The sequence below is a fragment of the Robertmurraya kyonggiensis genome (assembly GCF_005116465.1).
Lineage (GTDB): Bacteria > Bacillota > Bacilli > Bacillales > Cytobacillaceae > Robertmurraya > Robertmurraya kyonggiensis.
Genome location: NZ_SWBM01000012.1, coordinates 14352 through 35823 on the forward strand (window position 1 = coordinate 14352; position 21472 = coordinate 35823).

Sequence of the window (21472 nt, forward strand, 5' to 3'; positions counted from 1 at the left end):
ATGCTTAAAATCTAGATGACAAAAGAAGGTATATTTTAGAATGGAAAATAAACATCGTAAGTTTGCTATAGGAATGTTGACGGTTGTATTATTGAGCGCTTGTGGAAACACATCTAATGAGGCAAGTTCTACTTTGGATAATAAGTCACAACCAGCTCAAATTACAAATGAAGATTCGGGAGAACATACTGTAGATGAAGACAATTCTGCTCCTAATACTAATGATACAAATGACAAAGAAGTAGTTGCTAGTCTTAAGGCAGAATATCTCATGAAATTAAATGATACTCAAAAAGAAACAGATGAGTTACGGGAAAATCTTGAAGATGATAGTACATATGGAATGAAGGGTGCAGAAGGAAAACGATACGAAGTTTGGGATGGGTTGCTGAATGAAATTTATGGCGTCCTAAAACATCAACTTTCTTCAGAAGAGATGGAACAATTAAGAATCAAACAACGGGAATGGATAAAATATCGAGATAAAACTGCAAAAGAGGCATCTCTAAAATACGAAGGCGGAACGATGGAACAGTTAGAATATGTGGCGGTCTTGAGCGACCTTACCGAAGAGAGATGTTTTGAATTGGTGGAAGACTATATGAAATGATCAAATGGTTATTTTGGGAAGGGTATGAGGATAACTATTGAGAGAATCCGGTGATTAGTGTCCGCATGGAGCGAGCATGAAGACAACTATTGGGAGAATCCCACGGATAGTGTCCGCATGGAGCGTTCATGAAGCCAACTATTGGAGGAAACTTCCGGATAGTGTCCGCATAGAGCGTTCATGAAGCCAACTATTGCAAGAATGCAGTGAAAGATGTCCGCATGAGAGCGTCATGAAGACAACTATTGGAGGAAACTTCCGGATAGTGTCCACATGAACGCGTCATGAAGACAACTATTGGAGGAAACTTCCGAATAGTGTCCGCATGGAGCATTCATGAAGCCAACTATTGCAAGAATCCAACGAACAGTGTCCGCATGAAAAATCCATGAAGACACTGTCACAAGCTCCAATGAAAATAGTGTTCTCATGACCCAAACCCCTCAAAAAATAAATCTAATCAATCGCTTTAATGACCCTCGCAGGATTTCCACCTACGACCACATTATCAGGTACATCCTTTGTAACGACTGCACCAGAGGCAACAACGACATTGTTCCCAATCTTAACCCCAGGATTGATCACTGCTCTTCCGCCAATCCAGACATTGTCACCGATTGTTACTGGAATCCCGTATTCTACTCCTGAAATCCGTTCTTGCGCATTAAGAGGATGCGTCGCTGCGTAGATGTGAACGCCTGGTGCAACAAAACAGTTATCGCCAATGCGAATCTCGCAAACGTCTAAAAAGACGCAATCAAAATTAGCATAGAAATTTTCCCCAACATGGATATTAGAGCCGTAGTCACAGCGGAATGTCGGTTCTATGTACAAGCTTTCTCCAGTAGAGCCAAACAATTCCTTCAATAATTCAGTTCTCTTATCTAAATCAGTTTCTAGTGTTTCATTATATAATCTTGTTAACTTTCTAGCGTTTACTCTGTCACTTACTAATTCTGGGTCGGCTGCATTATAGAGCTCGCCATCTAACATTTTCTCTTTTTCAGTTTTCATGAATGATAGCTCCTTGTATTTAGTGATGTTTTTCACTGTTTCAGAACCTATAGTTTACTATAGTTGAACTGGGAGGTGGTAAAGTTGAAAGTAAATTACCCAGTGAAAGAAGCAATGGATATAAAAAAAATTAAAGAATTGCTTAAGCCACTTGGAGGGCGATGTGCTAAAATCGTCGAAGGAAACCTAGAGTATCAAATCAAAGACGAGTTTGAGGCAGATGCATACCATCTATTAAAAGAAAAAGAAATAATACAATAACAGTCAGGCCTTCGGGTCTGGCTCTTTTTGTGCACATAATTTCAACTCTAAATTATTTCCTCTATTCTTACCGTACCTATCTGTAAATGAACGTTTTGTTACAAGATTCCACTTACATTAGTTACATAAAGATATCAAAAGTTAAATATCTAAATGGCATTTGAAAAGCGAAATATAATGACATTGAATTCTTACATTTACAAGAAAAGATGGAAACAGGAGGTTTGAGAAAAGTGGAACTTAGACAATTAGAGTATTTTGTTGAGGTCAGTAGGCTAAAAAGCTTTACCCATGCGGCTGAATCTTTACATGTATCCCAACCTTCTATATCCAACTCTCTAAATAAATTGGAGGAAGAGTTGGGTGTAAAATTACTTGATAGAACGACGAAAAGTGTTTCCCTAACGTTAAAGGGTGAAATTTTCCATTCGCGTATTACAGAGATTTTGTCTGAAATGAACCAAGCGATTGTTGAAATAAATGAATTGGATACCGGGGTCGTTAAAATAGGTTTACCACCAATGATTGGTGCTCAAATGTTTCCAAATGTTTTCATGGGGTTCAAAGAAAAATTCACAAATATAGAATTCGAAGTAACCGAAAAGGGATCTGTGGCTATTAAAAATTTGATTGAGAATGGTGAACTTGAAATGGGATTTATCATTCTACCTGAATCCTCAGAGCAACTCGAAATGGTACCTTTGGTTGAGGACCAGCTCGTGATCTGTGTTCCAAGAAATCACATTTTACACAGCAAAAAATCACTTCAGTGCAATGATCTAATCAAAGAAAAATTTATCATGCTTACGGAAGAATACGTTCATCATAATGCACTACTAAAATATTGTTTTCCGTCTAGCATCAAGCCAAATATTATTTTTACATCAGATAAAGTCGAAACAGTGAAAGCGATGGTGGCTAATGGTCTTGGACTATCCTTACTAATGGATATGTACGTTAAGGATCATCGAGACATAGTCGCCATACCATTAAAGAAACGATTGAACATCAATATTGGACTCGCTTGGAAGAAAGGCAGGGTTTTATCGAACGACTGTCAAATGGTGATAGCCTTTATTAGGGAATATTTTTGTACTGAACAACAAAATAGAAAAGTGTGAAAGTCACAATGATTGAAAGTTAATTTCACGATGATTGTGTTTTTTTAGAGATAAGTTTGTGAAATGTTTCACTTATAGTTTTAATCTATATATTTATAGAAAATCGGTATTTCACGATAAAGAAAAAACGTGTGAATATATTCACATAAGCAGGAGCACAATTCTCTGCCTGTAACAAAAAAATATTTTGGGAGTGAAAAAAATGGGAGCGGCAGTACGGAAGTTAGCTCAGCCTCAAAATCCTTCAAAGATTAAGTCAAAAAAAGAAAAATCAAGTAAAGAAGTAAATTTTGTTACGTTACTGATCACTTTTGCAGTCGGGGTGATTATTTGGTTCATCGGTGCCCCCGCTGGATTAGACCCAAAGGCTTGGCATTTGTTCGCAATTTTTGTTGCGACGATTGTTGGGTTAATTATTAAGCCAATGCCAATGGGAGGAGTAGCGATTCTCTCAATCACAGCCGTTGTTTTAACAGGTACTTTAGAGTTGCAAGATGCATTAAGTGGATTTCAAAATACGACGATTTGGCTCATTGTTATCGCATTCTTCATTTCAAGAGGATTTATTAAAACAGGTCTAGGTAACCGAGTTGCTTATATGTTTGTGAAAAAATTCGGGAAGAAAACATTAGGACTCTCTTATTCTTTATTGATTAGCGATTTAATTTTAGCTCCAGCTATGCCAAGTAATACGGCTCGTGGTGGAGGAATTATTTTTCCAATCATTCGCTCACTTTCAGAGACATTTGGCTCAAGAGTAGAAGATGGGACGGAGAGAAAAATTGGCTCGTTCTTAACAAAGGTAGCCTTTCAAGGAAACATGATAACCTCAGCAATGTTTCTAACGGCGATGGCAGCAAACCCTTTAGCAGCTACTCTAGCAGGAGACGCTGGAGTAAAAATAACATGGACGGGCTGGGCGATAGCGGCTCTGGTTCCTGGTATCGTCAGCTTGATCGTTGTACCGTACTTTATTTACAAGGTGTACCCACCAGAAATTAAGGAAACACCTGCAGCAGCCGAAATTGCAACGAAAAAACTACAAGAAATGGGAACACTGAGTAAATCAGAATGGAGCATGATTGCTGTATTTCTACTCATTTTAGGATTATGGATTTTTGGTGAAAGTATTGGAATTAATGCTACAACAACAGCTCTGATAGGACTATCAGTCCTATTATTAGCTTCTGTTTTAACTTGGAATGATATTAAGAAGGAAGAAGGAGCATGGGATACATTAGTTTGGTTTGCTGCTCTTGTAATGATGGCATCCTTCTTAAATACATTAGGGATGATTCCGTGGTTCAGTGACATGATGAGCGGAGCGGTAAGTGGACTCTCTTGGATTTGGGCGCTCGGAGCTCTAGCGTTGATTTACTTCTATTCTCATTATTTTTTTGCCAGCAGTACAGCACATGTGAGTGCGATGTATGCGGCATTTCTAGCAGTAGCAATGGCGGCAGGTGCACCACCGATGCTGACAGCGCTCATACTAGGATTCTTCGGAAACCTATTTGGCTGTATTACTCATTACGGCTCAGGACCGGCGCCAGTATTCTTTGGCTCGGGTTACGTATCCCAAAATAAATGGTGGTCAATCGGCTTTGCAATTTCTCTTATCCACATCATCATTTGGGCAGTGATTGGTGGGATTTGGTGGAAGATTCTCGGGTTATGGTAAAACAATACGATTTATGATTGATAGATTCCTAAAAACGGAGGTGTTAACCTTGAAATCGAATTGCTGTCAAGCAGATTTACTGAAGAGTAGTACCATTGATTATTTTCATGGTGCAGATGACGACTATGAGTTAAAAGTGCCAGTCATGATTTGTAGCCAATGCGAAAGCTCTGAACAACTCGTATTTAGTGGACAATAATCAGAAATAAAAACTAGCTATATCGCAAGCTAGTAAAAATGGAGGGTTCAAAATGAGAGAAATAACAGTAGAACAAATAACAGAAGTCGTAAAGACCTTAAGTATAGAAGCAGCCTGTGATCTACCGAGGGATGTTGAAAAATTATTAAAAGAAGCGGTAGCTACAGAGGAATCTCAGTTTGGCAAATACAGCTTGGAGAAGATTGTTAAGAATGTAGAGTTAGCACGAGCTGAGCATGCACCAATGTGTCAGGACACAGGGATAGTCGTTGTGTTCGTTGAAATTGGTCAGGATGTTCACCTTATCGGTGGAAGCTTAAATGATGCTATTAATGAAGGGATTCGTCAGGGCTATCAAGAGGGCTATCTTCGAAAGTCGGTTGTTGAAGATCCAGTCCTAAATCGAAAAAATACAGGAGATAACACACCGGCTGTGATTTATACAGAACTGGTTCCCGGTGATCAAGTGAAAATCCAAGTGCTTCCTAAAGGGGCTGGAAGTGAAAATATGGGTGCATTAAAGATGCTGAAACCAGCAGAAGGCTTAGAGGGAGTAAAAGATTTTATCATCAAAGCTGTTACGCAAGCAGGTGGAAACCCTTGTCCTCCAGTTATTGTCGGTGTTGGAATTGGTGGAACTATGGATAAGAGCACCCTATTAGCAAAAAAAGCATTGGCACGTGAAGCTGGTCAGCCTCATTCAAATCCAGCATATCAAGCGCTTGAAGAAGAATTACTAGTTGAAATCAATAAATTAGGAATCGGTCCACAAGGATTTGGTGGTAAGGTAACAGCCTTAGCTGTCCATATTGAGACCTATCCTACTCACATTGCTACGATGCCAGTTACTGTTTGCTTAAATTGCCATGCGGCAAGACATAAAGAAGCCATTCTTTAAACGGAGGGGAACAGAGATGACGAATATTAATAAGGTCACGACACCTTTAACAGATGAAGTTGTGAAGGACTTAAAAGCAGGGGACCAAGTATCGATTTCCGGTGTGATTTATACGGCCCGTGATGCTGCCCATAAACTTTTAACCGAATCGATTAAAGCGGGTGAGGAGTTACCGGTCAATTTCAAAAATCAAGTTATTTATTATGCTGGTCCCACCCCTGCCAAACCAGGGAAGGTCATTGGTTCATGCGGACCAACAACAAGCGGACGGATGGATGCATACTCGCCAATAATGATGGAGCAAGGCTTAAAGGGCATGATTGGAAAAGGTCCTCGTAGTCGAGAAGTGATTGAATCGATGATCGCTAATAATGTTGTCTATTTTGCTGCAATTGGAGGAGCTGCGGCGTTAATTGCTGATTCCGTCAAAGAGGCGGAAGTGGTCGCTTTTGATGAATTAGGGCCTGAAGCGATTCGCCGATTAGTGGTGGAGGACTATCCTTGTATTGTTGCGATAGATTCAGAGGGTAATAACTTATACGAATTAGGTGTTCAGCAATATAAAGTGGTGGATTAATTTGGACACGAAGATGAGGAGGGACACCGATGTTGAAGTTTGATGTTGTTGTAGTAGGTGCTGGTGGTGCAGGAATGATGGCTGCACTATCAGCCAGTAAAGATAAAAATTTGAAAGTAGCCGTCCTTAGCAAAATATTTCCTACTCGTTCACATACAGGGGCTGCCCAAGGGGGCATCAATGCTGCAATGGGATACAGGGACAATACCGATTCTACTGAAAAGCATTTTAGGGATACAGTAAAAGGTAGTGACTTTTTGGCGGACCAAGATGCAGTTGAATTTTTTACGTCGAGAATGCCAGAGATCATATCTGAATTAGATTTTTACGGCGTTCCATTTTCTCGCGATGAAAATGGGCATGTGGCGCAAAGACCATTTGGTGGTGCTTCCAGTCCAAGAACCTGCTACTCCGCTGATAAAACCGGTCATGTTATCCTCCATGCTTTATATGAACAATGCTTGAAAAATAAGGTTCAATTTTTGAATGAATGGTTCTTACTCTCTGTTGTTGTAGAAAATGGAGAATTTGAAGGCTTAGTTGCGATGGACATTCGAGAAGGAAAAATCTATCCGATTCAGGCTAAATCCGTTGTCATTGCCTCTGGTGGGTTTGGACGAATTTATTGGAGCAGAACGACGAATGCCATTAATATGACGGGGGACGGAACGGCTGCGTGCTTTGAGGCGGGAATTCCGATTAAGGATCCAGAGTTTATTCAGTTTCATCCAACAGGTCTTGCCCAAACAGGAGTGCTGCTTTCAGAAGCATGCCGTGGAGAAGGTGGATATTTAATTAATAGAGTTGGAGAGCGTTTTATGGCTCGCTATGCACCTGAAAAAATGGAGCTGGGACCTCGTGATCTTGTGTCGAGATCGATAGAAACCGAAATTAAAGAAGGTCGTGGATTCGGAGAGGGAATGACATCTTATGTATTAATGGACCTTCGCCATTTAGGTGAAAAGAAAATTATGGAACGTCTTCCTCAGGTTCGTGAACTGGCAATGGAGTTCGAAGGAGTCGACCTTATAAAGGAACCAGTACCAATTCGCCCGAGCTGTCATTACACAATGGGAGGTATTCATGTTTCTGACTTTGAAACATGTAGTACCCCAATTGATGGCATCCACGCTGCTGGGGAATGCTGCTCTGTTTCCATTCATGGTGCGAACCGTTTAGGTGGAAATTCTGTCGCAGATGTCGTCCTATTTGGAAAGTATGCTGGTATTGGAGCGAAGGAATCTGCGAAACGGAGAATCTTCGGAGGTACGACTAAGCTTGAACAAGAAGCTACAGAGTGGAATGCAAAATTTAAAGCAATTAGAGAAAACACGGTTGGAACAAGCATGTTTGACATTCGCAATCGCTTAGCGGAAACGATGTGGTACAACGTAGGAATTTTCCGGACAGAGTCAGATATGGCGAAGGCTTTGGAAACGGTAGATGAGCTGATTGAAGAATATAAGGATGCCTATGCAGGAGATCCTGCTGAAAAATATAATATGGCCTTTATCAATTATGTAGAAATCGGCAATATTTTAAAACTTGCTCGAGCTGTTACGATGGGTGCCCTGAATCGAAAGGAAAGCAGAGGCTCCCATTCTCGAGGAGATTATCCAACCCGGAATGATGAGCAATTTTTAAAACATACGCTCATTTATAAAAACGGGAATAAATATCGACTGGAGTATGCACCGGTAAAGATTACAAAATATCAACCGGAGGAGCGGAAATACTAATGGAAAAGATTACGGTAAAAATTAAGAGATTTGATGGACGTGAAAGCTATTATCAAAAATACGAAGTACCGTATGAAAAAGGAAAAACGATTCTTTGGTTGCTGACGATGATTCGGGAAGAACAGGATCCAACTTTGAATTTTACTTCTGCTTGTCGTCATGCCATTTGTGGTAGCTGTGCTGTACAAATCAATGGCAACGCCTTTCTCGCTTGTAATACGTCACTAGACGAGGTTTTGGATACGTACAAGACGATGAATTTGACGTTTGAACCGCTGAAGAATTTTGATGTCATTAAGGATTTAGTCATTGTATGGGAACCGAAGATGGAGAAGATGGAAAAGGTTAAGCCTTGGATCATTCCGAGTGAAAAAGGAAGCAATGAACACGGCTTTCTGCAAAGTGAAGAGGAGTTCCATCAAATCGCAGCTCCAACAGATTGTATTCTCTGTGGTGTCTGTGCTTCAGAATGTAATCAGCTAGCTGTAAATCAAGAAGGCTATCTTGAACCGTTTATTCTAAACAGGGCCTATCGTTATATCGTAGATTCTAGAGATGGTTCACCACAAGATCATCTTCAGCCTGTACTTGAAAACGATTTGTGGAAATGTCTTCATTGTATGCAGTGTGTATCTCAATGTCCAAAATCAATCCCATTAACAGATCAAATTGCGTATTTACGTTCATCCACGATGCAAATGGGTGCAGTGAATAACCAAGGAGCAAAGCATGCATATGCCTTTCATGATGACGTAAAAAATAAGGGCCGATTAAATGAAACAATGCTTCCAATCAAAACAGATGGTTTAGTACAAACAGCATTAACAAAAATTCCATTTGCGTTACGAATGATCAAAAAGGGAAAAATCAACCCACTTCATATGCCAAAGCAAATTTCCGGTATTCATGAAGTGAGAAGGTTATACGAGTATGCTGAGGAGGTTAAGTCATGACATTAACATATGCATTCTTTCCAGGCTGCACATTAGAATCAGCGGCAGAGGAACTTATGATTTCGACCAAAAAGGTTGCTGCTGTCTTAGGAATTGAACTGATCGAATTAGATGGCTGGACCTGTTGTGGGGCAAGTCATATTCAAGACATAGATGGATTTTTATCCACATCGATCAATGCTCGAAATATCGCATTAGCTGAAGAATTAGGGGTATCCAAATTAATAACCGTTTGTAATACATGTACGCTAATGCTCCGTACAGCAAAGCTGAAAATGGATAAAAACGAAAATCTTAAAGAAAAGGTAAATGTAGGATTGGAGCGAACGGGGTTAGAGTACAAAGGAACAGTTGAAGTTACCCACTTGCTCTGGGCACTTCTTGAGGATTATGGTTTGGAAAATCTTAAGAAAAAAGTAAAGGTCCCGCTAAAAGGCTTAAAGGTAGCTAACTTTTACGGCTGTCATATTTTGATGCCACCAGATGTGATGGGCTTTGAAAACCATCGCAACCCACAATCAATGGAAATGGTTGCAGAAGCCCTAGGAGCTGAATGTGTAGAATTTGACCAAAGGCTTGCTTGCTGTGGTTTCCACGCTGTTTTTCCAGCCCAAAAAGAAGTGATGACAATGACAGGAATTAATTGTTTGTCCCCGAAAGAGGCTGGGGCAGATTGCATCGTGACTCCGTGTCCGTTATGCCAAATGCAGTTGGATGCTTATCAACCTGATGCACAAAAAGGATTTGATCAAGACATTACAATGCCGATAATCCATTTGCCCCAATTAATAGGCTTAGCTTTAGGGATCAGTCCAGAGGAACTTGCGATTGATCGCCACGTCGTAGATGCTATTCCTGCATTGCAAAGAAAAATACAAGCGGTATAACAAGATCTCTAAAAGGGGATTTAAGGCATGAAGGGACTCTACCAAAAAAGAGCAAAACTAGTCGGGAGCGTAGATAGAGGAATGCTCTGGTTAATCAATATGCATGACGATTGGATCCATGATCAATATGGAGAGAGCTATATTTATCATGGGATCATCTATTCAAGTACGGATTCCTTTCACGAGCTATCAACATCCGTTACAGGCTATTTTCAAGATGATGATACACAAAAATGGATAGAAGTGAAGGATGGAAAAGCAATATTTGATTCAGAGAATATTAATCAAACTTGGAAGGAACGGTTAGAAAGCTTTATTAAGGTTACGATTCAGACAGGTAGGTATCATCGCTATATAGGGAATTTGAGGTCTTCTTTGTGAAGACCTTTTCCTATTTTTGCAATAAAAGGTTCACTTTTTGCTCGTATATCGAACAATTTAGGGGCGAATGGTTGTGCTATGATAACGCTAGTAACCTATTAAGTTGACAACTGATGAGGTGTTTCCACATGAAATGGAAGAAAATGAAGCTGAAATATATGATCATTCTTCTCGTAAGTATCGTGGTTAGTTTTTCTATCTTAGTTACTGGTTATTTTATCAATAGTACCATATCAGCTCGAATAGTGGCGAGCCAAGAGGAAAAGGCTTTAAACGTTTCGAGAATGATTGCCCAGACACCTACAATTATTGATGCTTTGAAAGAGGAAACTTCTGTACCCACAATTCAAAATTTTACGCGTAAAATCCAGACCTCCACGAATGTAGAATTTATTGTCGTCCTCGATATGAATGGAATAAGAAAGTCTCATCCTGATTCGAGTAAAATCGGCGAGAAGTTTGTGGGAGGAGATGAAAAGGATGTACTAGTTGGTAAGGAGTATTCTTCCATATCTGAAGGCACCTTAGGAAAGTTACTGCGAGCCTTTACCCCTATTTTTGACCAAAACCATCAACAAATTGGTGCTGTTGCTGTCGGGATTTCCTTGGAGCGAATCTCGCTTGTACTGAGCATGATCCGAAAAAATATTTTTTTGGGTATCGGCATTGGTATGATCTTTGGCACGATTTGTGCAGTCTTGTTATCTTATTTTGTAAAACGTGTTTTGTTAGGTCTTGAACCATCAGAAATTGCGAGAATTTTAAATGAGAGACAAGCACTGATTGAATCGGTTCATGAAGGGATAATCGCTGTGGATCAGGACGGAAATATTACGTTAGTAAATAAATCAGCAATGAATTTATTCGGAAAGTTAGGATTGAAGGATAATCCGATCGGAAAAAAAGTAGATTCTTATTTAATTAATTCTAAGTTGAAACAAACCCTCAAAACAGGGAAGCCCTATTTAGATCAGGAGCAACTCGTCAATGGTAGTGAGGTCATGAGTAATACTGTACCGATTATTGTTGATGGTGAGATCGTTGGAGCCGTTAATACGTTGCGAGATAAGAGTGAAATCAAACAGCTGGCTGAACAATTGACAGGTGTGCAATTATATGCGGACGCCCTGAGAGCCCAATCTCATGAATTTATGAATCAGCTTCATTGTATTTTAGGGATGATTCATTTAAAGGAATATAGCGAACTTGAGAAGTTCATAGAAAAAACAGTGGAAGATACTCAGAATGATATAAGAAATATTACCAAAAAACTGAATGAACCAGCTCTTGTCGGCTTTCTACTTGGTAAATTGAGCTATGCACGAGAAAAGGGTATCCAATTTGAGCTATCGATCCAAAATATGTTTCCTGGATTTAAAGACCCGCAATTTTCGCATGACTTGATCACGATAATAGGAAATCTCATTGATAATGCTATGGATGCATCACAAAAGGGAGTCCATAAGCATATCGTTCTTCTCCTAGATTTCCAAAGCTCAAACATAATTGTTGAGATGCGTGATTTCGGTGAAGGCATTTCAAAGGAACACGAACCAATGCTTTTTGAGAAAGGTTTTTCAACAAAGGGAGAGCATCGTGGCTACGGCCTCTTCTTGGTGAAGCAATCTATCGAAAAATTAAAGGGGAGCATAAAAATATCCAGCTCAAAATCGGAAGGTTCGATATTTACAGTAACAATTCCTTATATTTTGGAAGGTGAGTAACATGATTCGCGTGTTGATCGTTGAAGATGATCCAATGGTAGCCGAGTTAAATAAACGTTATTTGGAGAGTATTGAGGGATTTCAAGCCGCAGCAATTGCTTCCTCAGTGAAGGATGCAAAGCACTTCCTTGCAAGCAATGAAGTAGAATTGATTTTGTTGGATGTATACATGCCTGGAGATAACGGCCTTACTTTATTAGCTTATATTCGCGAGTCCGATTTTAGAATGGATGTCATTTTAATAACCGCAGCTTCTGATATTAAGACAATTCAAAGTGCATTGCGCTTTGGCACAATTGATTATTTAATCAAGCCGTTCACGTTTACTCGTTTAAAGGAGGCACTCATTGCCTATCAGCAAAAAGTGGAATTTCTCGGGTGTCATTCAAATCAAATTAATCAGCAAGAACTAGATGAAATACTTTTGCAAAAAGAAAAATTACAAGTCTCGCTGGATCTTCCAAAAGGACTAACAAAGCATACGCTTAGTCTAATTTGGGACGAATTAAAAGATATTGGTGAACAAGAGTTTTCCACTCTCGAAATTGCCAAGCGTACGGGTATAACAAGAGTGTCAATTCGAAAATATCTAAATTTCCTAGAAGACATTGGGGTTTTGGAGACCAACATATCCTATGGGGCGATTGGCCGTCCAATCAGCAAGTATGTCTATAATGAAAGCAATGATAGTCTCATATCGGATTATTTATAGTTTGTTTAATCGATGCTCAAAAAGTCCTTCAGAATCGGTCTGGCAGGACTTTTCTTCATTCAGTAACTGCCCAATTCCTCTTAAATATCCCCACCAATAACAGCCCTAGTCCAATAATAAATATAATAGGAAACAACAACCACATAATCATTCCTGCCCAACCATTTTGCACAATAAAGGCATAGCTCAGCCCGATTGCAAAAGAGAAGAACGGTGCAAGCGCAAACATGGTGGTGATGCCCCAAACTATATATTTTCTTTTCTTGGATTTTCCTTTCGTTAATTGAAAAGCCATAGCTGAGCCAATAATGGCAATTGCATATCCTACGAATATCGCCAATTCATCCCATCCCTTTCCCAAAACAAAATCCTACAATTGAATTTTAGCATAAATTGGTAAAGGAGAACCGTTACCAAACTAAATCAGACCTCAGACGTACTAAAAAATACACCCACGGCATGAAACCTTATTTTTTGAAGATCGTACTATTAGAGGAGGGGGAAAAAGACATGGAATCAAACAAATTATTAGCAGCATTGAGCTATTTTAGTATATTTTTTGCCGGGATTATCGTCCCAATCGTAGTGCTTTGTGTATCGGGTGATAAGGAAGTGAAGCATCATGCTAAGAAAGCACTTATCTCACACCTACTATTACTCATTCCGGTACCGATCATCATTTTTGCAGCATTTGCTGACATCATTGGAATCCATCAGGGTGAAGTCCCAATTATGCTTTTCGTTGGGATCATTATTTCCATCATTTTGAGCATAATCATCTTCATTTGGAATATTGTCAAAGGTATTCAAGTATTAAGTAAGGAAACCATAATATAAAGAGATTTAGGGAGGAAATAGCCATGGAACAAGAAAGAACACGAATTTTAACAATGGTAAAAGAAGGGAAGCTTTCTGTCAATGAGGCGCTTGAGTTATTAGATGCACTCGGACAATCTGAGAAAAATCCTGTAACTGGAGAGCTATCGACGAATGTGAAATTTGAAGAAGCGAAGAAGGATGATCCTTTTGCCAACCAAAAGTTTCACGCAGCAAAGGATAGAATCTTTGAATTCGTGGATACTGCGATTCAAAAGATAAAGGATATCGACTTGGATTTTAATTTTGGACAATCAACGGAGATTTCTCATAACTTTCAAGAGAGTGACGTATATTTGAAGGAGATAGATGTGGACATCGCCAACGGTTCTGTGAAAATCGTTCCGTGGGAGAAGCAGGATGTTAGCGTGGAGTGCGAGGCAAAGGTATACCGCGTCGATTCTCAAGAAGAAGCTCGCGATACGTTCTTGAAAGATGTCACTTTTGCGATTGACGGGGGCAAACTTCGTTTTAATACTCAGCAAAAGTGGATGAAAGTCCAAGCAACACTTTATATTCCACAATCGGAGTATGAACATGTTAAGATAAGAATGTTTAACGGTTCAGTCGATAGTGAAAACTTACATGTAGAAAAGTATCATGTGAAAACAGCCAATGGAAAAATCAATCTGTATAGTCTCACGAGCAAGTACGTAGATGCGGAGACAGCGAACGGTCAAATTGAGGTTCGTGATGGAAACATTGATGATCTCGAAATGGAAACACTCAATGGAGCGATTAAAATCGATGGAAACTTTCGAAAGCTCGACGTTCAATCCTTCAATGGTGGCATTGATTGTTCTGTGAACAATACAAACTGTGAAATCATTGAGGTGAAAACGGCAGCGGGTGGTATTAAGTTGTATATTCCAGAAGCATCAGTGATTTCCGGTGAGCTGAAATCGAATCTAGGAAATTTTAATGATATTGACCGAAGTGGCATTCAGGTGCTTGAGGAAAAAAGTGAAGTGATGCAGAAGCTGCTTCGTTTTCTACCAGTTTCACATGCTGAACAAATTACGAGAATTGGAGCCGACGCAAAAACGGGCTCGATTTCTCTAAAAAGAGTAAAATCTATATAAAAGATCTTTTGACATAAAAGGATGTTGTTTATGAAGTGGATTTTGGGGATTTTAATAAATGCGGTATTGTTTATCGCGTTGGCAGGATATTTCGGGGATTCTTTTTACATTGAAGGCTTTGGAGCTGCCATTGGAGCGAGCATTGTCCTTGCTATCCTCAATATATTGGTGAAGCCAATCTTAATTATTTTGACATTACCGATTACCTTAGTCTCGCTTGGATTGTTTTTGTTTGTGATTAATGGCGTAACGTTGCTTTTAACAGATGCGATTATCGGAGATGCTTTTGAAATCAGTGGACTGGGAATGGCCATTTTCATTTCGGCGATTATGTCTATTATCAATCTTGTCATTCAGAATTTTATATTGGATAAGAAACAGAAAAAGTAAAAGGGCTAGATGGTTGTGAAGGAAAAACTCGACTCCTCGAGGAAACTTCTTTTACAGCATCGGCCCTTTTTTATTCAGAAAGGTGGGTGTCGATTTTAATAGATTGAAAAATAGGCGGAAAAAGTCCTGTTAAATCAAGAAATTCACCTGTTCTCCCACAAATAAGCGGAATTTTTCCGGTAAAGCTATTCATTTTCAGGATTTTAAGGCTCTTTAGGTCATTTAAGCGGAAAATTTCCGTCAATTTCACCTAATATCCATTTATTCATCAAAATAAACGGACTTTCTCCGGTTAAGTGGGTACACCTGTAGAAAATCAAAAAAATAGAGCTTATTCAGATATAATCGTGGCTTGGTAGCCATCCTTTTTCAGTTTCTCAACCAATTCAGTGGCGGTTGTTTTTTCAGGAAACGGCCCCGCTAAGACTTTATACGTCTTATCTGATTTATTCTTCAGTTTGAATTGCCCCTGAATCCCTTTAACAATGGCCTCCGCACAAGTTCTCCGATAGACATCCGAACGAAGCAACTGAACTTCCTCTTTGTTTGTCATAAATCCACACTCGACGATAATAGCTGGCATTGCTGTAGCCTTAAGGACATGGAAGGTCCCCGTTTTTACACCGCGATCAGTGAGTCCTGTTGCCACAATTAAGTTTCTTTGCACCTTTTCAGCCAAGGCTGTGGCTACCGCTGGCTTCGTTTTGTATACATAGGTTTCAATCCCGCTGACACTGTTCCAGCCCGTCCCATAGGCATTTGCATGAATGGAGACAAAACAATCGACATCTAGGTGATTTGCTTTATTCGTGCGCTCCTGAAGAGAGACGTCTTTCGTGTCTGAATGAGAAAAATACACTGTCACATCCTCGAAGTTTTCCAAAAGGGACTTCGCATAGCTCGCAACTACTCGATTAAATTCGTATTCGCGCATACCATCTGGACTTCTTTTTCCTGGAGTATTGTAACCGTGGCCTGCATCTAATAATATTTTCATGTTCTAACACCCTCCTTTTCCCGATATGGTATACACTATTATCATATGTTTGAGAGGCGAAAATGGATATGGTCAATTAAACTCGTACATACAAATTTGGTTATCCGTAAAAAAATGCTAAAATAGAGTGAAACTTTTATTAAGTTAGAAACACTTCATGCGAAGTGATGAGTAATAGATACAGCCATCAAGGGAGGAGTACCCATTGCCAAAGGTACGCACTAAGGACATTTTAGACAGATTTAAACTTGAATTAATCAGTGGTGAAGAAGGGATTAACCGCCCGATTACGATGACGGATATCTCAAGGCCAGGTCTTGAATTGGCAGGCTTTTTTGATTATTATCCAGCGGAGCGGGTACAACTCTTAGGTAAGACCGAGTTAACCTTCATTCAAAAATTAGATCCAGAAACGCGAGCTGACAGACTCGAGCGACTTTGTACAGATATTACGCCTGTTATTATTGTGACAAGGGATATGCCAGTACCAGATGAATTGATTGAAGCATCTGAGCGAGAAGCGGTTCCGGTTTTACGAGCAAAATTAAAAACGACTCGTTTCTCCAGTCGTTTAACAAACTTTTTAGAAACAAAGCTTGCGCCAACAACCGCTGTTCACGGCGTGTTAATCGATATTTACGGTGTGGGTGTTTTGATCACTGGTAAAAGTGGTGTCGGTAAAAGTGAAACGGCACTTGAGCTAGTAAAAAGAGGTCACCGACTCGTGGCTGATGACTGCGTTGAAATTCGTCAAGAAGATGACGATACATTGGTAGGAAACTCTCCAGAGTTAATTGAACATCTTCTCGAAATTCGTGGTTTGGGCATTATCAATGTAATGACATTGTTTGGAGCTGGCGCAGTTCGAAGCTTTAAGAAAATTTCCCTTGTTATCAACCTAGAACTATGGGATCAAACGAAGCAATACGACCGTTTAGGTTTGGATGAAGAAACGATGAGAATCATTGATACATCTATTCCAAAGTTAACAGTGCCGGTTCGTCCAGGACGAAACTTGGCTGTTATCATTGAGGTGGCGGCGATGAATTTTCGTTTAAAACGAATGGGTGTGAATGCAGCCGAACAATTTGCGAGCCGCTTATCCGATGTTATTGAAGATGGGGATCACGAAGATAGATAAAAATTTTTAGAAACAAAGGAGACGGAAGAATGGAAGAAACTATAAAACCTCTTAACCCAATTGCTTTTTCATTAGGACCAATTGATGTTCATTGGTATGGAATTATTATCGGTGTTGGACTTGCTCTAGCTCTTTTCCTTGCGATTCGCGAAGGGGAAAGAAGAGGGCTAGAGAAGGATACTTTTGCGGATTTAATGCTGTGGGCAATTCCGATTGCGATTATTTCTGCTCGTATTTACTATGTGCTTTTTGAATGGGGCTATTATTCCCAAAATCCTGGCGACATCATCAAGATTTGGAATGGTGGAATTGCCATTCATGGTGCATTGATTGGTTCAGTCGTTACGGCGTATGTTTTTGCGAAAAAGAAAGGCATTTCCTTCTGGAAACTGACTGATATTGCAGCGCCAAGCATCATTCTTGGCCAAGCGATTGGCCGCTGGGGAAACTTTATGAACCAAGAAGCTCACGGTGGGGAAGTGAGCCGTGCGTTTTTAGAGAATTTATTTTTACCAGACTTTATTGTCAATCAAATGTACATAAATGGTACTTACTATCATCCTACTTTTTTATATGAATCAGTGTGGAATCTGTTAGGGTTTATCCTATTAATCTCATTACGTCGAGTGAATCTGCGTAGAGGGGAAATGTTCCTGTCCTATGTCATCTGGTATTCAATCGGCAGATTCTTTATCGAAGGGATGAGAACGGATAGCTTGATGCTGACAGAACACCTGCGCATCGCACAAACGATTTCAATCGCGCTCGTGATCGGGGCGGTTGCTTTACTTGTTTTTAGAAGAGTAAAAGGTCTTGCGAATGAGAGATACTTAGATCATTCGGCATAAAAAGGGAGACGTAAAACATGTGGCTTCAGTCAATTCGGAAAGGGCTTCTAGTAGGGCTTCAAACAGTTTGGACGTTGGGAAAAATTATTTTTCCCGTTACACTTGTTGTTGCTTTTCTTCAGCATACCCCGATTTTACCATGGATCATTGATTTGATTGCGCCACTGATGGGGCTAATCGGTCTATCTGGGGATGCAGCGATCCCACTTGTAATCGGAAATTTTCTTAATATCTATGCAGCGATCGGGGCCATTTTCACCCTTGATTTATCGGTAAAAGAAGTGTTCATTATTGCTGTGATGCTGTCTTTTTCTCACAATATGTTTATCGAATCAAGTGTTGTCACGAGAGTGGGGGTTAAGCTGTGGGTCGCACTTGTGGTGCGCATTGGCTTAGCCTTTATCTCGGCAATCGTTATCAACTTAGTTTGGCACGGTGGAAATCAGGCTGCGAAATACGGCTTGATACCGACTGAAGAAAGTGCCACTGGTTTATGGAATATGATTTTTCATGCCGTGGAAAAAGCAGTGCTTGGGATTGTCCAGCTTGCTATCATTGTCATTCCGTTAATGGTTGCAATTCAAATCCTGAAAGATTTGAAATGGCTTGCGATTTTTTCAAAATGGATGGCCCCTGTGACCCGCGCGCTCGGAATGAAAGAAAATACGTCTACGACTCTGGTTGCGGGCCTATTATTCGGCTTGGCTTATGGAGCAGGCGTGATGATTCAGGCGGTAAAAGAAGAAGGCGTGAGTAAGAAAGATGCTACGCTTGCTGTTATCTTTTTAGCAACTTGTCACGCAGTGGTTGAAGACACGTTGATCTTTGTTCCATTGGGCATTCCAGTATTGCCACTGCTAACTATTCGCTTAGTGATGGCAATCGTGATTACGGTTATTGTCGCAACGATTTGGAACCGAGCGGGAATTTCGAAAAGAAAGGAAACGACCTATGAGTACTAGAAATATTACTACTTTACTATTTGATTTAGATGGAACATTAATTGATACAAATGAATTGATCATCCAATCCTTTTTACACACACTGGGAATCTATTACCCTGACCAGTATAAAAGGGAGGACGTACTTCCATTCATGGGTCCTACATTAGTGGAAACGTTCGACTCGATGGATAAAGAGAAAACGGAAGAAATGGTCCGCATCTATCGGGAATATAATATTTCCAAACATGATTCGCTTGTAACAGAATTTGAAGGCGTTCATGAAACGATTTCTATATTGAAGGAAAAAGGTTTCAAGCTTGGAATCGTCACGACAAAACGATTAGAGGTTGTGGAAAAAGGGCTGAAGTTAACGAAGCTTGACCCATTTTTCGAGGTGATAGTGGCCATTGATCATGTGTCGAAGGCGAAGCCTGATCCTGAGCCGGTTCTAAAAGCACTAGAGCAGCTTGGCTCGAAGCCGGAAGAAGCGATTATGATCGGGGACAATTACCATGATATCGAAGGTGGACAAAATGCCGGCACGTTGACGGCTGGCGTTGCTTGGTCGTTAAAAGGGAAAGCGTTCCTTGAACAATACAACCCAGATTTTATGCTAGATCATATGAAAGATTTGCTTGAGATTGTCGGAGTAGAAGAGCCATGAGAAGGACCACTCGCTATCCTGTTGAAGGCGCGAATTCCTTGTGGCATGTGTACAAAACCGTCCCTTTTTGGAAGGTTGTCAAAAACTTTGTGGTCATTCAGATGGCGCGCTACACGCCATTTCTCGGCATGAAAAATTGGCTCTACCGAACATTTTTACGAATGAAAGTGGGAGAACAGACGTCCTTCGCCTTAATGGTTATGCTTGATGTTATGTTCCCTGAAAAAATAAGTGTCGGACGCAATACGGTTATTGGTTACAACACGACGATTCTCGCGCACGAATATTTGATTAAGGAATATCGCTTAGGCGAGGTTCGAATTGGTAGCGAAGTAATGATTGGCGCAAATTCAACGATTCTTCCAGGAGTCACAATTGGCGACGGCGCATTCGTTTCAGCAGGAACACTCGTACACAAAGATGTTCCAGCGGGTGCTTTCGTCGGTGGAAATCCAATGAAAGTCATATATACCAAAGAAGAGCTATCAGAACGTTGGGCTGATGATATGATATACGGGAAGAAATGAAAAGAAGGACATTACATCTATTGAATGGTAATGTCCTTTTTTATTAAGGAAAGGCATAGCTGCTGGAGAAGGTAGAGATTCTCTAAATTGACATTAAAAGTAGGTGGAATATGTTTAAAATCTTCTACAGCATAAGCATTTTAATTTCGGGTTTGCTGTTTTATGTAAGTAATCATATGACACAAACACTAAATATCAATAGTGAGTTTGGTATAGTGGGTGGTAATGGCAATCCGGGCCTGTTTCCTTGGATTTTCCTCTTTCCCTTCTTTTTATTCTTCGTTTATGGAACTATTAAATTATCGATGCGCCTATTAACTAAACTAGCTAAGGCTAAGATATTACAAGAAGAGGGATTTGAAAAAAGAGTATCTGTAATTCAGATTAATTTTCCTGTGTAAGCTCACTATACTTCTTGAAATTGTCTAGAAAAGCCTGCCAACCTTCTTGTTGCTGATCAATGGGATGCGTGGCTTCTGCATCAAAAGTTTCAATGATTTTCGTGTAGTTATCTTGAGCGATAAAAGTGATCGTTACTTTTCTTCCGTCTCCAAGCGTGTAAGCAATGAATTCGTTTTTCCTAACTTCATCATAAACTCCACCAAAATCAAAACCGAAGCTTCCGTCTTTTGCTTCCATTCGTGTAACGAATTTTCCGCCAACCCTTAAATCATTTTCGGCAAATGGTGCATGCCAATCATCAGAAGCAAAAGACCATTTCGTAATATGCTGCGGTTCGGTCCAAATTTCCCACACTTTACTCACTGGTGCATTGACTGTGGTTTCTACAGTTATTGTTGCTAGATTACTCATACGTATCATCACCTCGTTAATTTAGCTTGAATTTCTTCTTAATTATATAATTAATATCTTATAAAAGTTAGAAAATTTAAAAAATAAACAAAGTATTTATTCCATTTTAAAAGAGTATTCTCTCTCAACTTTGCAGATTTTGACCTTGTAGTTTTTATACCAAACTTCTTTGCCCTTCTCTTGTGCAATTTGATGGGGTGAGTTTTCTTTCCAACTTCTTATAGCATCTAGGGAATCCCAATATGAAACAGTTATCCCTAGTTCGATATCTCTTGCACTTTCTACCCCTAAAAAACCTGGTTGCTGAAAAGCCAATTCCAACATTTTTTCGGACATTTTGCTATAGCCTTTATCTCCATCAGTCCGTTCTGAAGTAAATATCACTGCATAATAGGGTGGTTGAGGAGTTTTTGTACTTCTATCCATTTTTAGT

26 protein-coding genes are annotated in these 21472 nt (G+C 39.9%); 21 read left to right on the plus strand and 5 right to left on the minus strand.

Features of this window, described 5'->3' with window-relative positions:
- Positions 1-40 precede the first annotated feature (40 nt).
- Complete coding sequence (locus FA727_RS22890; protein ID WP_136833774.1) at positions 41-610, plus strand: lysozyme inhibitor LprI family protein; 570 nt, start codon at positions 41-43, stop codon at positions 608-610.
- A gap of 456 nt (positions 611-1066) precedes the next feature.
- Here the strand turns inward: FA727_RS22890 and FA727_RS22895 are convergent, their stop codons facing one another.
- On the minus strand, positions 1067-1624 hold the full coding sequence (locus FA727_RS22895) for a maltose acetyltransferase domain-containing protein (RefSeq protein WP_136833775.1): 558 nt from the start codon (positions 1622-1624) through the stop codon (positions 1067-1069).
- A gap of 75 nt (positions 1625-1699) precedes the next feature.
- Between FA727_RS22895 and FA727_RS24490 the strand changes: the two genes are divergently transcribed.
- The 12 genes from FA727_RS24490 to FA727_RS22945 all read left to right on the plus strand — a co-directional run bounded on the left by FA727_RS24490 (position 1700) and on the right by FA727_RS22945 (position 12757).
- Positions 1700-1885, plus strand: coding sequence for a hypothetical protein (locus FA727_RS24490; protein ID WP_246042024.1), 186 nt, complete (start codon positions 1700-1702; stop codon positions 1883-1885).
- 233 nt (positions 1886-2118) lie between these two features.
- On the plus strand, positions 2119-3006 hold the full coding sequence (locus tag FA727_RS22900; RefSeq protein ID WP_158318951.1) for a LysR family transcriptional regulator: 888 nt from the start codon (positions 2119-2121) through the stop codon (positions 3004-3006).
- 202 nt (positions 3007-3208) lie between these two features.
- Positions 3209-4687 carry an anion permease gene (locus FA727_RS22905; RefSeq protein ID WP_136833777.1) on the plus strand — a complete coding sequence of 493 codons (1479 nt, stop codon included), beginning with the start codon at positions 3209-3211 and terminating at the stop codon, positions 4685-4687.
- 13 nt (positions 4688-4700) lie between these two features.
- Positions 4701-4886 carry a hypothetical protein gene (locus tag FA727_RS24210; protein WP_158318952.1) on the plus strand — a complete coding sequence of 62 codons (186 nt, stop codon included), beginning with the start codon at positions 4701-4703 and terminating at the stop codon, positions 4884-4886.
- A gap of 52 nt (positions 4887-4938) precedes the next feature.
- On the plus strand, positions 4939-5784 hold the full coding sequence (locus FA727_RS22910; RefSeq protein WP_136833778.1) for a fumarate hydratase: 846 nt from the start codon (positions 4939-4941) through the stop codon (positions 5782-5784).
- Between the two features lie 16 nt (positions 5785-5800).
- Complete coding sequence (locus tag FA727_RS22915; RefSeq protein WP_136833779.1) at positions 5801-6361, plus strand: Fe-S-containing hydro-lyase; 561 nt, start codon at positions 5801-5803, stop codon at positions 6359-6361.
- A gap of 29 nt (positions 6362-6390) precedes the next feature.
- Positions 6391-8100, plus strand: coding sequence for an FAD-binding protein (locus FA727_RS22920; protein WP_136833780.1), 1710 nt, complete (start codon positions 6391-6393; stop codon positions 8098-8100).
- Positions 8100-9053, plus strand: coding sequence for a succinate dehydrogenase/fumarate reductase iron-sulfur subunit (locus FA727_RS22925; protein ID WP_136833781.1), 954 nt, complete (start codon positions 8100-8102; stop codon positions 9051-9053). The genes FA727_RS22920 and FA727_RS22925 overlap by 1 nt, the downstream gene beginning before the upstream one ends.
- Positions 9050-9940 carry a CoB--CoM heterodisulfide reductase iron-sulfur subunit B family protein gene (locus tag FA727_RS22930; RefSeq protein ID WP_136833782.1) on the plus strand — a complete coding sequence of 297 codons (891 nt, stop codon included), beginning with the start codon at positions 9050-9052 and terminating at the stop codon, positions 9938-9940. The genes FA727_RS22925 and FA727_RS22930 overlap by 4 nt, the downstream gene beginning before the upstream one ends.
- A 27-nt stretch (positions 9941-9967) precedes the next feature.
- The gene (locus FA727_RS22935; protein ID WP_136833783.1) at positions 9968-10321 is read left to right on the plus strand and encodes a molecular chaperone GrpE; all 354 of its coding nucleotides are present in this window, start codon (positions 9968-9970) and stop codon (positions 10319-10321) included.
- Positions 10322-10449: 128 nt separating this feature from the next.
- Positions 10450-12045: a DcuS/MalK family sensor histidine kinase gene (gene dcuS, locus FA727_RS22940; protein WP_158318953.1), complete on the plus strand. Its 1596-nt coding sequence runs from the start codon at positions 10450-10452 to the stop codon at positions 12043-12045.
- 1 nt (position 12046) lies between these two features.
- Entirely contained in the window at positions 12047-12757 is a 711-nt protein-coding gene (locus FA727_RS22945; protein ID WP_136833785.1) for a response regulator, read from the plus strand.
- Between the two features lie 55 nt (positions 12758-12812).
- Here FA727_RS22945 and FA727_RS22950 read toward each other — a convergent pair whose 3' ends face one another.
- Entirely contained in the window at positions 12813-13097 is a 285-nt protein-coding gene (locus FA727_RS22950; RefSeq protein ID WP_246042025.1) for a hypothetical protein, read from the minus strand.
- A 170-nt stretch (positions 13098-13267) separates the two neighbouring features.
- On the opposite strand from FA727_RS22950, the gene FA727_RS22955 reads away from it, so the two are divergent.
- The 3 genes from FA727_RS22955 to FA727_RS22965 are packed head-to-tail and all read left to right on the plus strand — an operon-like array spanning position 13268 to position 15105.
- A complete protein-coding gene (locus tag FA727_RS22955) occupies positions 13268-13594 on the plus strand; it encodes a magnetosome magnetite crystal formation protein family (protein WP_136833786.1) in 327 nt (108 codons plus the stop codon).
- Positions 13595-13617: 23 nt separating this feature from the next.
- Positions 13618-14715 carry a DUF4097 family beta strand repeat-containing protein gene (locus tag FA727_RS22960; protein ID WP_136833787.1) on the plus strand — a complete coding sequence of 366 codons (1098 nt, stop codon included), beginning with the start codon at positions 13618-13620 and terminating at the stop codon, positions 14713-14715.
- A gap of 30 nt (positions 14716-14745) precedes the next feature.
- Complete coding sequence (locus tag FA727_RS22965; RefSeq protein WP_136833788.1) at positions 14746-15105, plus strand: phage holin family protein; 360 nt, start codon at positions 14746-14748, stop codon at positions 15103-15105.
- Between the two features lie 331 nt (positions 15106-15436).
- On the opposite strand, the gene FA727_RS22970 is transcribed toward FA727_RS22965, so the two are convergent.
- A complete protein-coding gene (locus FA727_RS22970) occupies positions 15437-16102 on the minus strand; it encodes an N-acetylmuramoyl-L-alanine amidase (protein WP_136833789.1) in 666 nt (221 codons plus the stop codon).
- A gap of 205 nt (positions 16103-16307) precedes the next feature.
- Between FA727_RS22970 and hprK the strand changes: the two genes are divergently transcribed.
- From hprK to FA727_RS22995, 5 genes are read left to right on the plus strand one after another with little or no spacing between them, the layout of a single operon-like run.
- The gene (gene hprK / locus FA727_RS22975; RefSeq protein ID WP_136833790.1) at positions 16308-17243 is read left to right on the plus strand and encodes an HPr(Ser) kinase/phosphatase; all 936 of its coding nucleotides are present in this window, start codon (positions 16308-16310) and stop codon (positions 17241-17243) included.
- 29 nt (positions 17244-17272) lie between these two features.
- A complete protein-coding gene (lgt, locus tag FA727_RS22980) occupies positions 17273-18091 on the plus strand; it encodes a prolipoprotein diacylglyceryl transferase (protein WP_136833791.1) in 819 nt (272 codons plus the stop codon).
- 17 nt (positions 18092-18108) lie between these two features.
- Positions 18109-19053, plus strand: coding sequence for a nucleoside recognition domain-containing protein (locus FA727_RS22985; protein ID WP_136833792.1), 945 nt, complete (start codon positions 18109-18111; stop codon positions 19051-19053).
- Complete coding sequence (gene ppaX / locus FA727_RS22990; protein WP_136833793.1) at positions 19043-19699, plus strand: pyrophosphatase PpaX; 657 nt, start codon at positions 19043-19045, stop codon at positions 19697-19699. The genes FA727_RS22985 and ppaX overlap by 11 nt, the downstream gene beginning before the upstream one ends.
- Complete coding sequence (locus FA727_RS22995) at positions 19696-20226, plus strand: acyltransferase (protein ID WP_136833794.1); 531 nt, start codon at positions 19696-19698, stop codon at positions 20224-20226. The genes ppaX and FA727_RS22995 overlap by 4 nt, the downstream gene beginning before the upstream one ends.
- Before the next feature lie 384 nt (positions 20227-20610).
- Here the strand turns inward: FA727_RS22995 and FA727_RS23005 are convergent, their stop codons facing one another.
- Together FA727_RS23005 and FA727_RS23010 are read right to left on the minus strand one after the other, a co-directional pair.
- Complete coding sequence (locus FA727_RS23005; RefSeq protein WP_136833796.1) at positions 20611-21039, minus strand: SRPBCC family protein; 429 nt, start codon at positions 21037-21039, stop codon at positions 20611-20613.
- 96 nt (positions 21040-21135) lie between these two features.
- The gene (locus FA727_RS23010) at positions 21136-21465 is read right to left on the minus strand and encodes an antibiotic biosynthesis monooxygenase family protein (protein WP_136833797.1); all 330 of its coding nucleotides are present in this window, start codon (positions 21463-21465) and stop codon (positions 21136-21138) included.
- Positions 21466-21472: the final 7 nt, after the last annotated feature.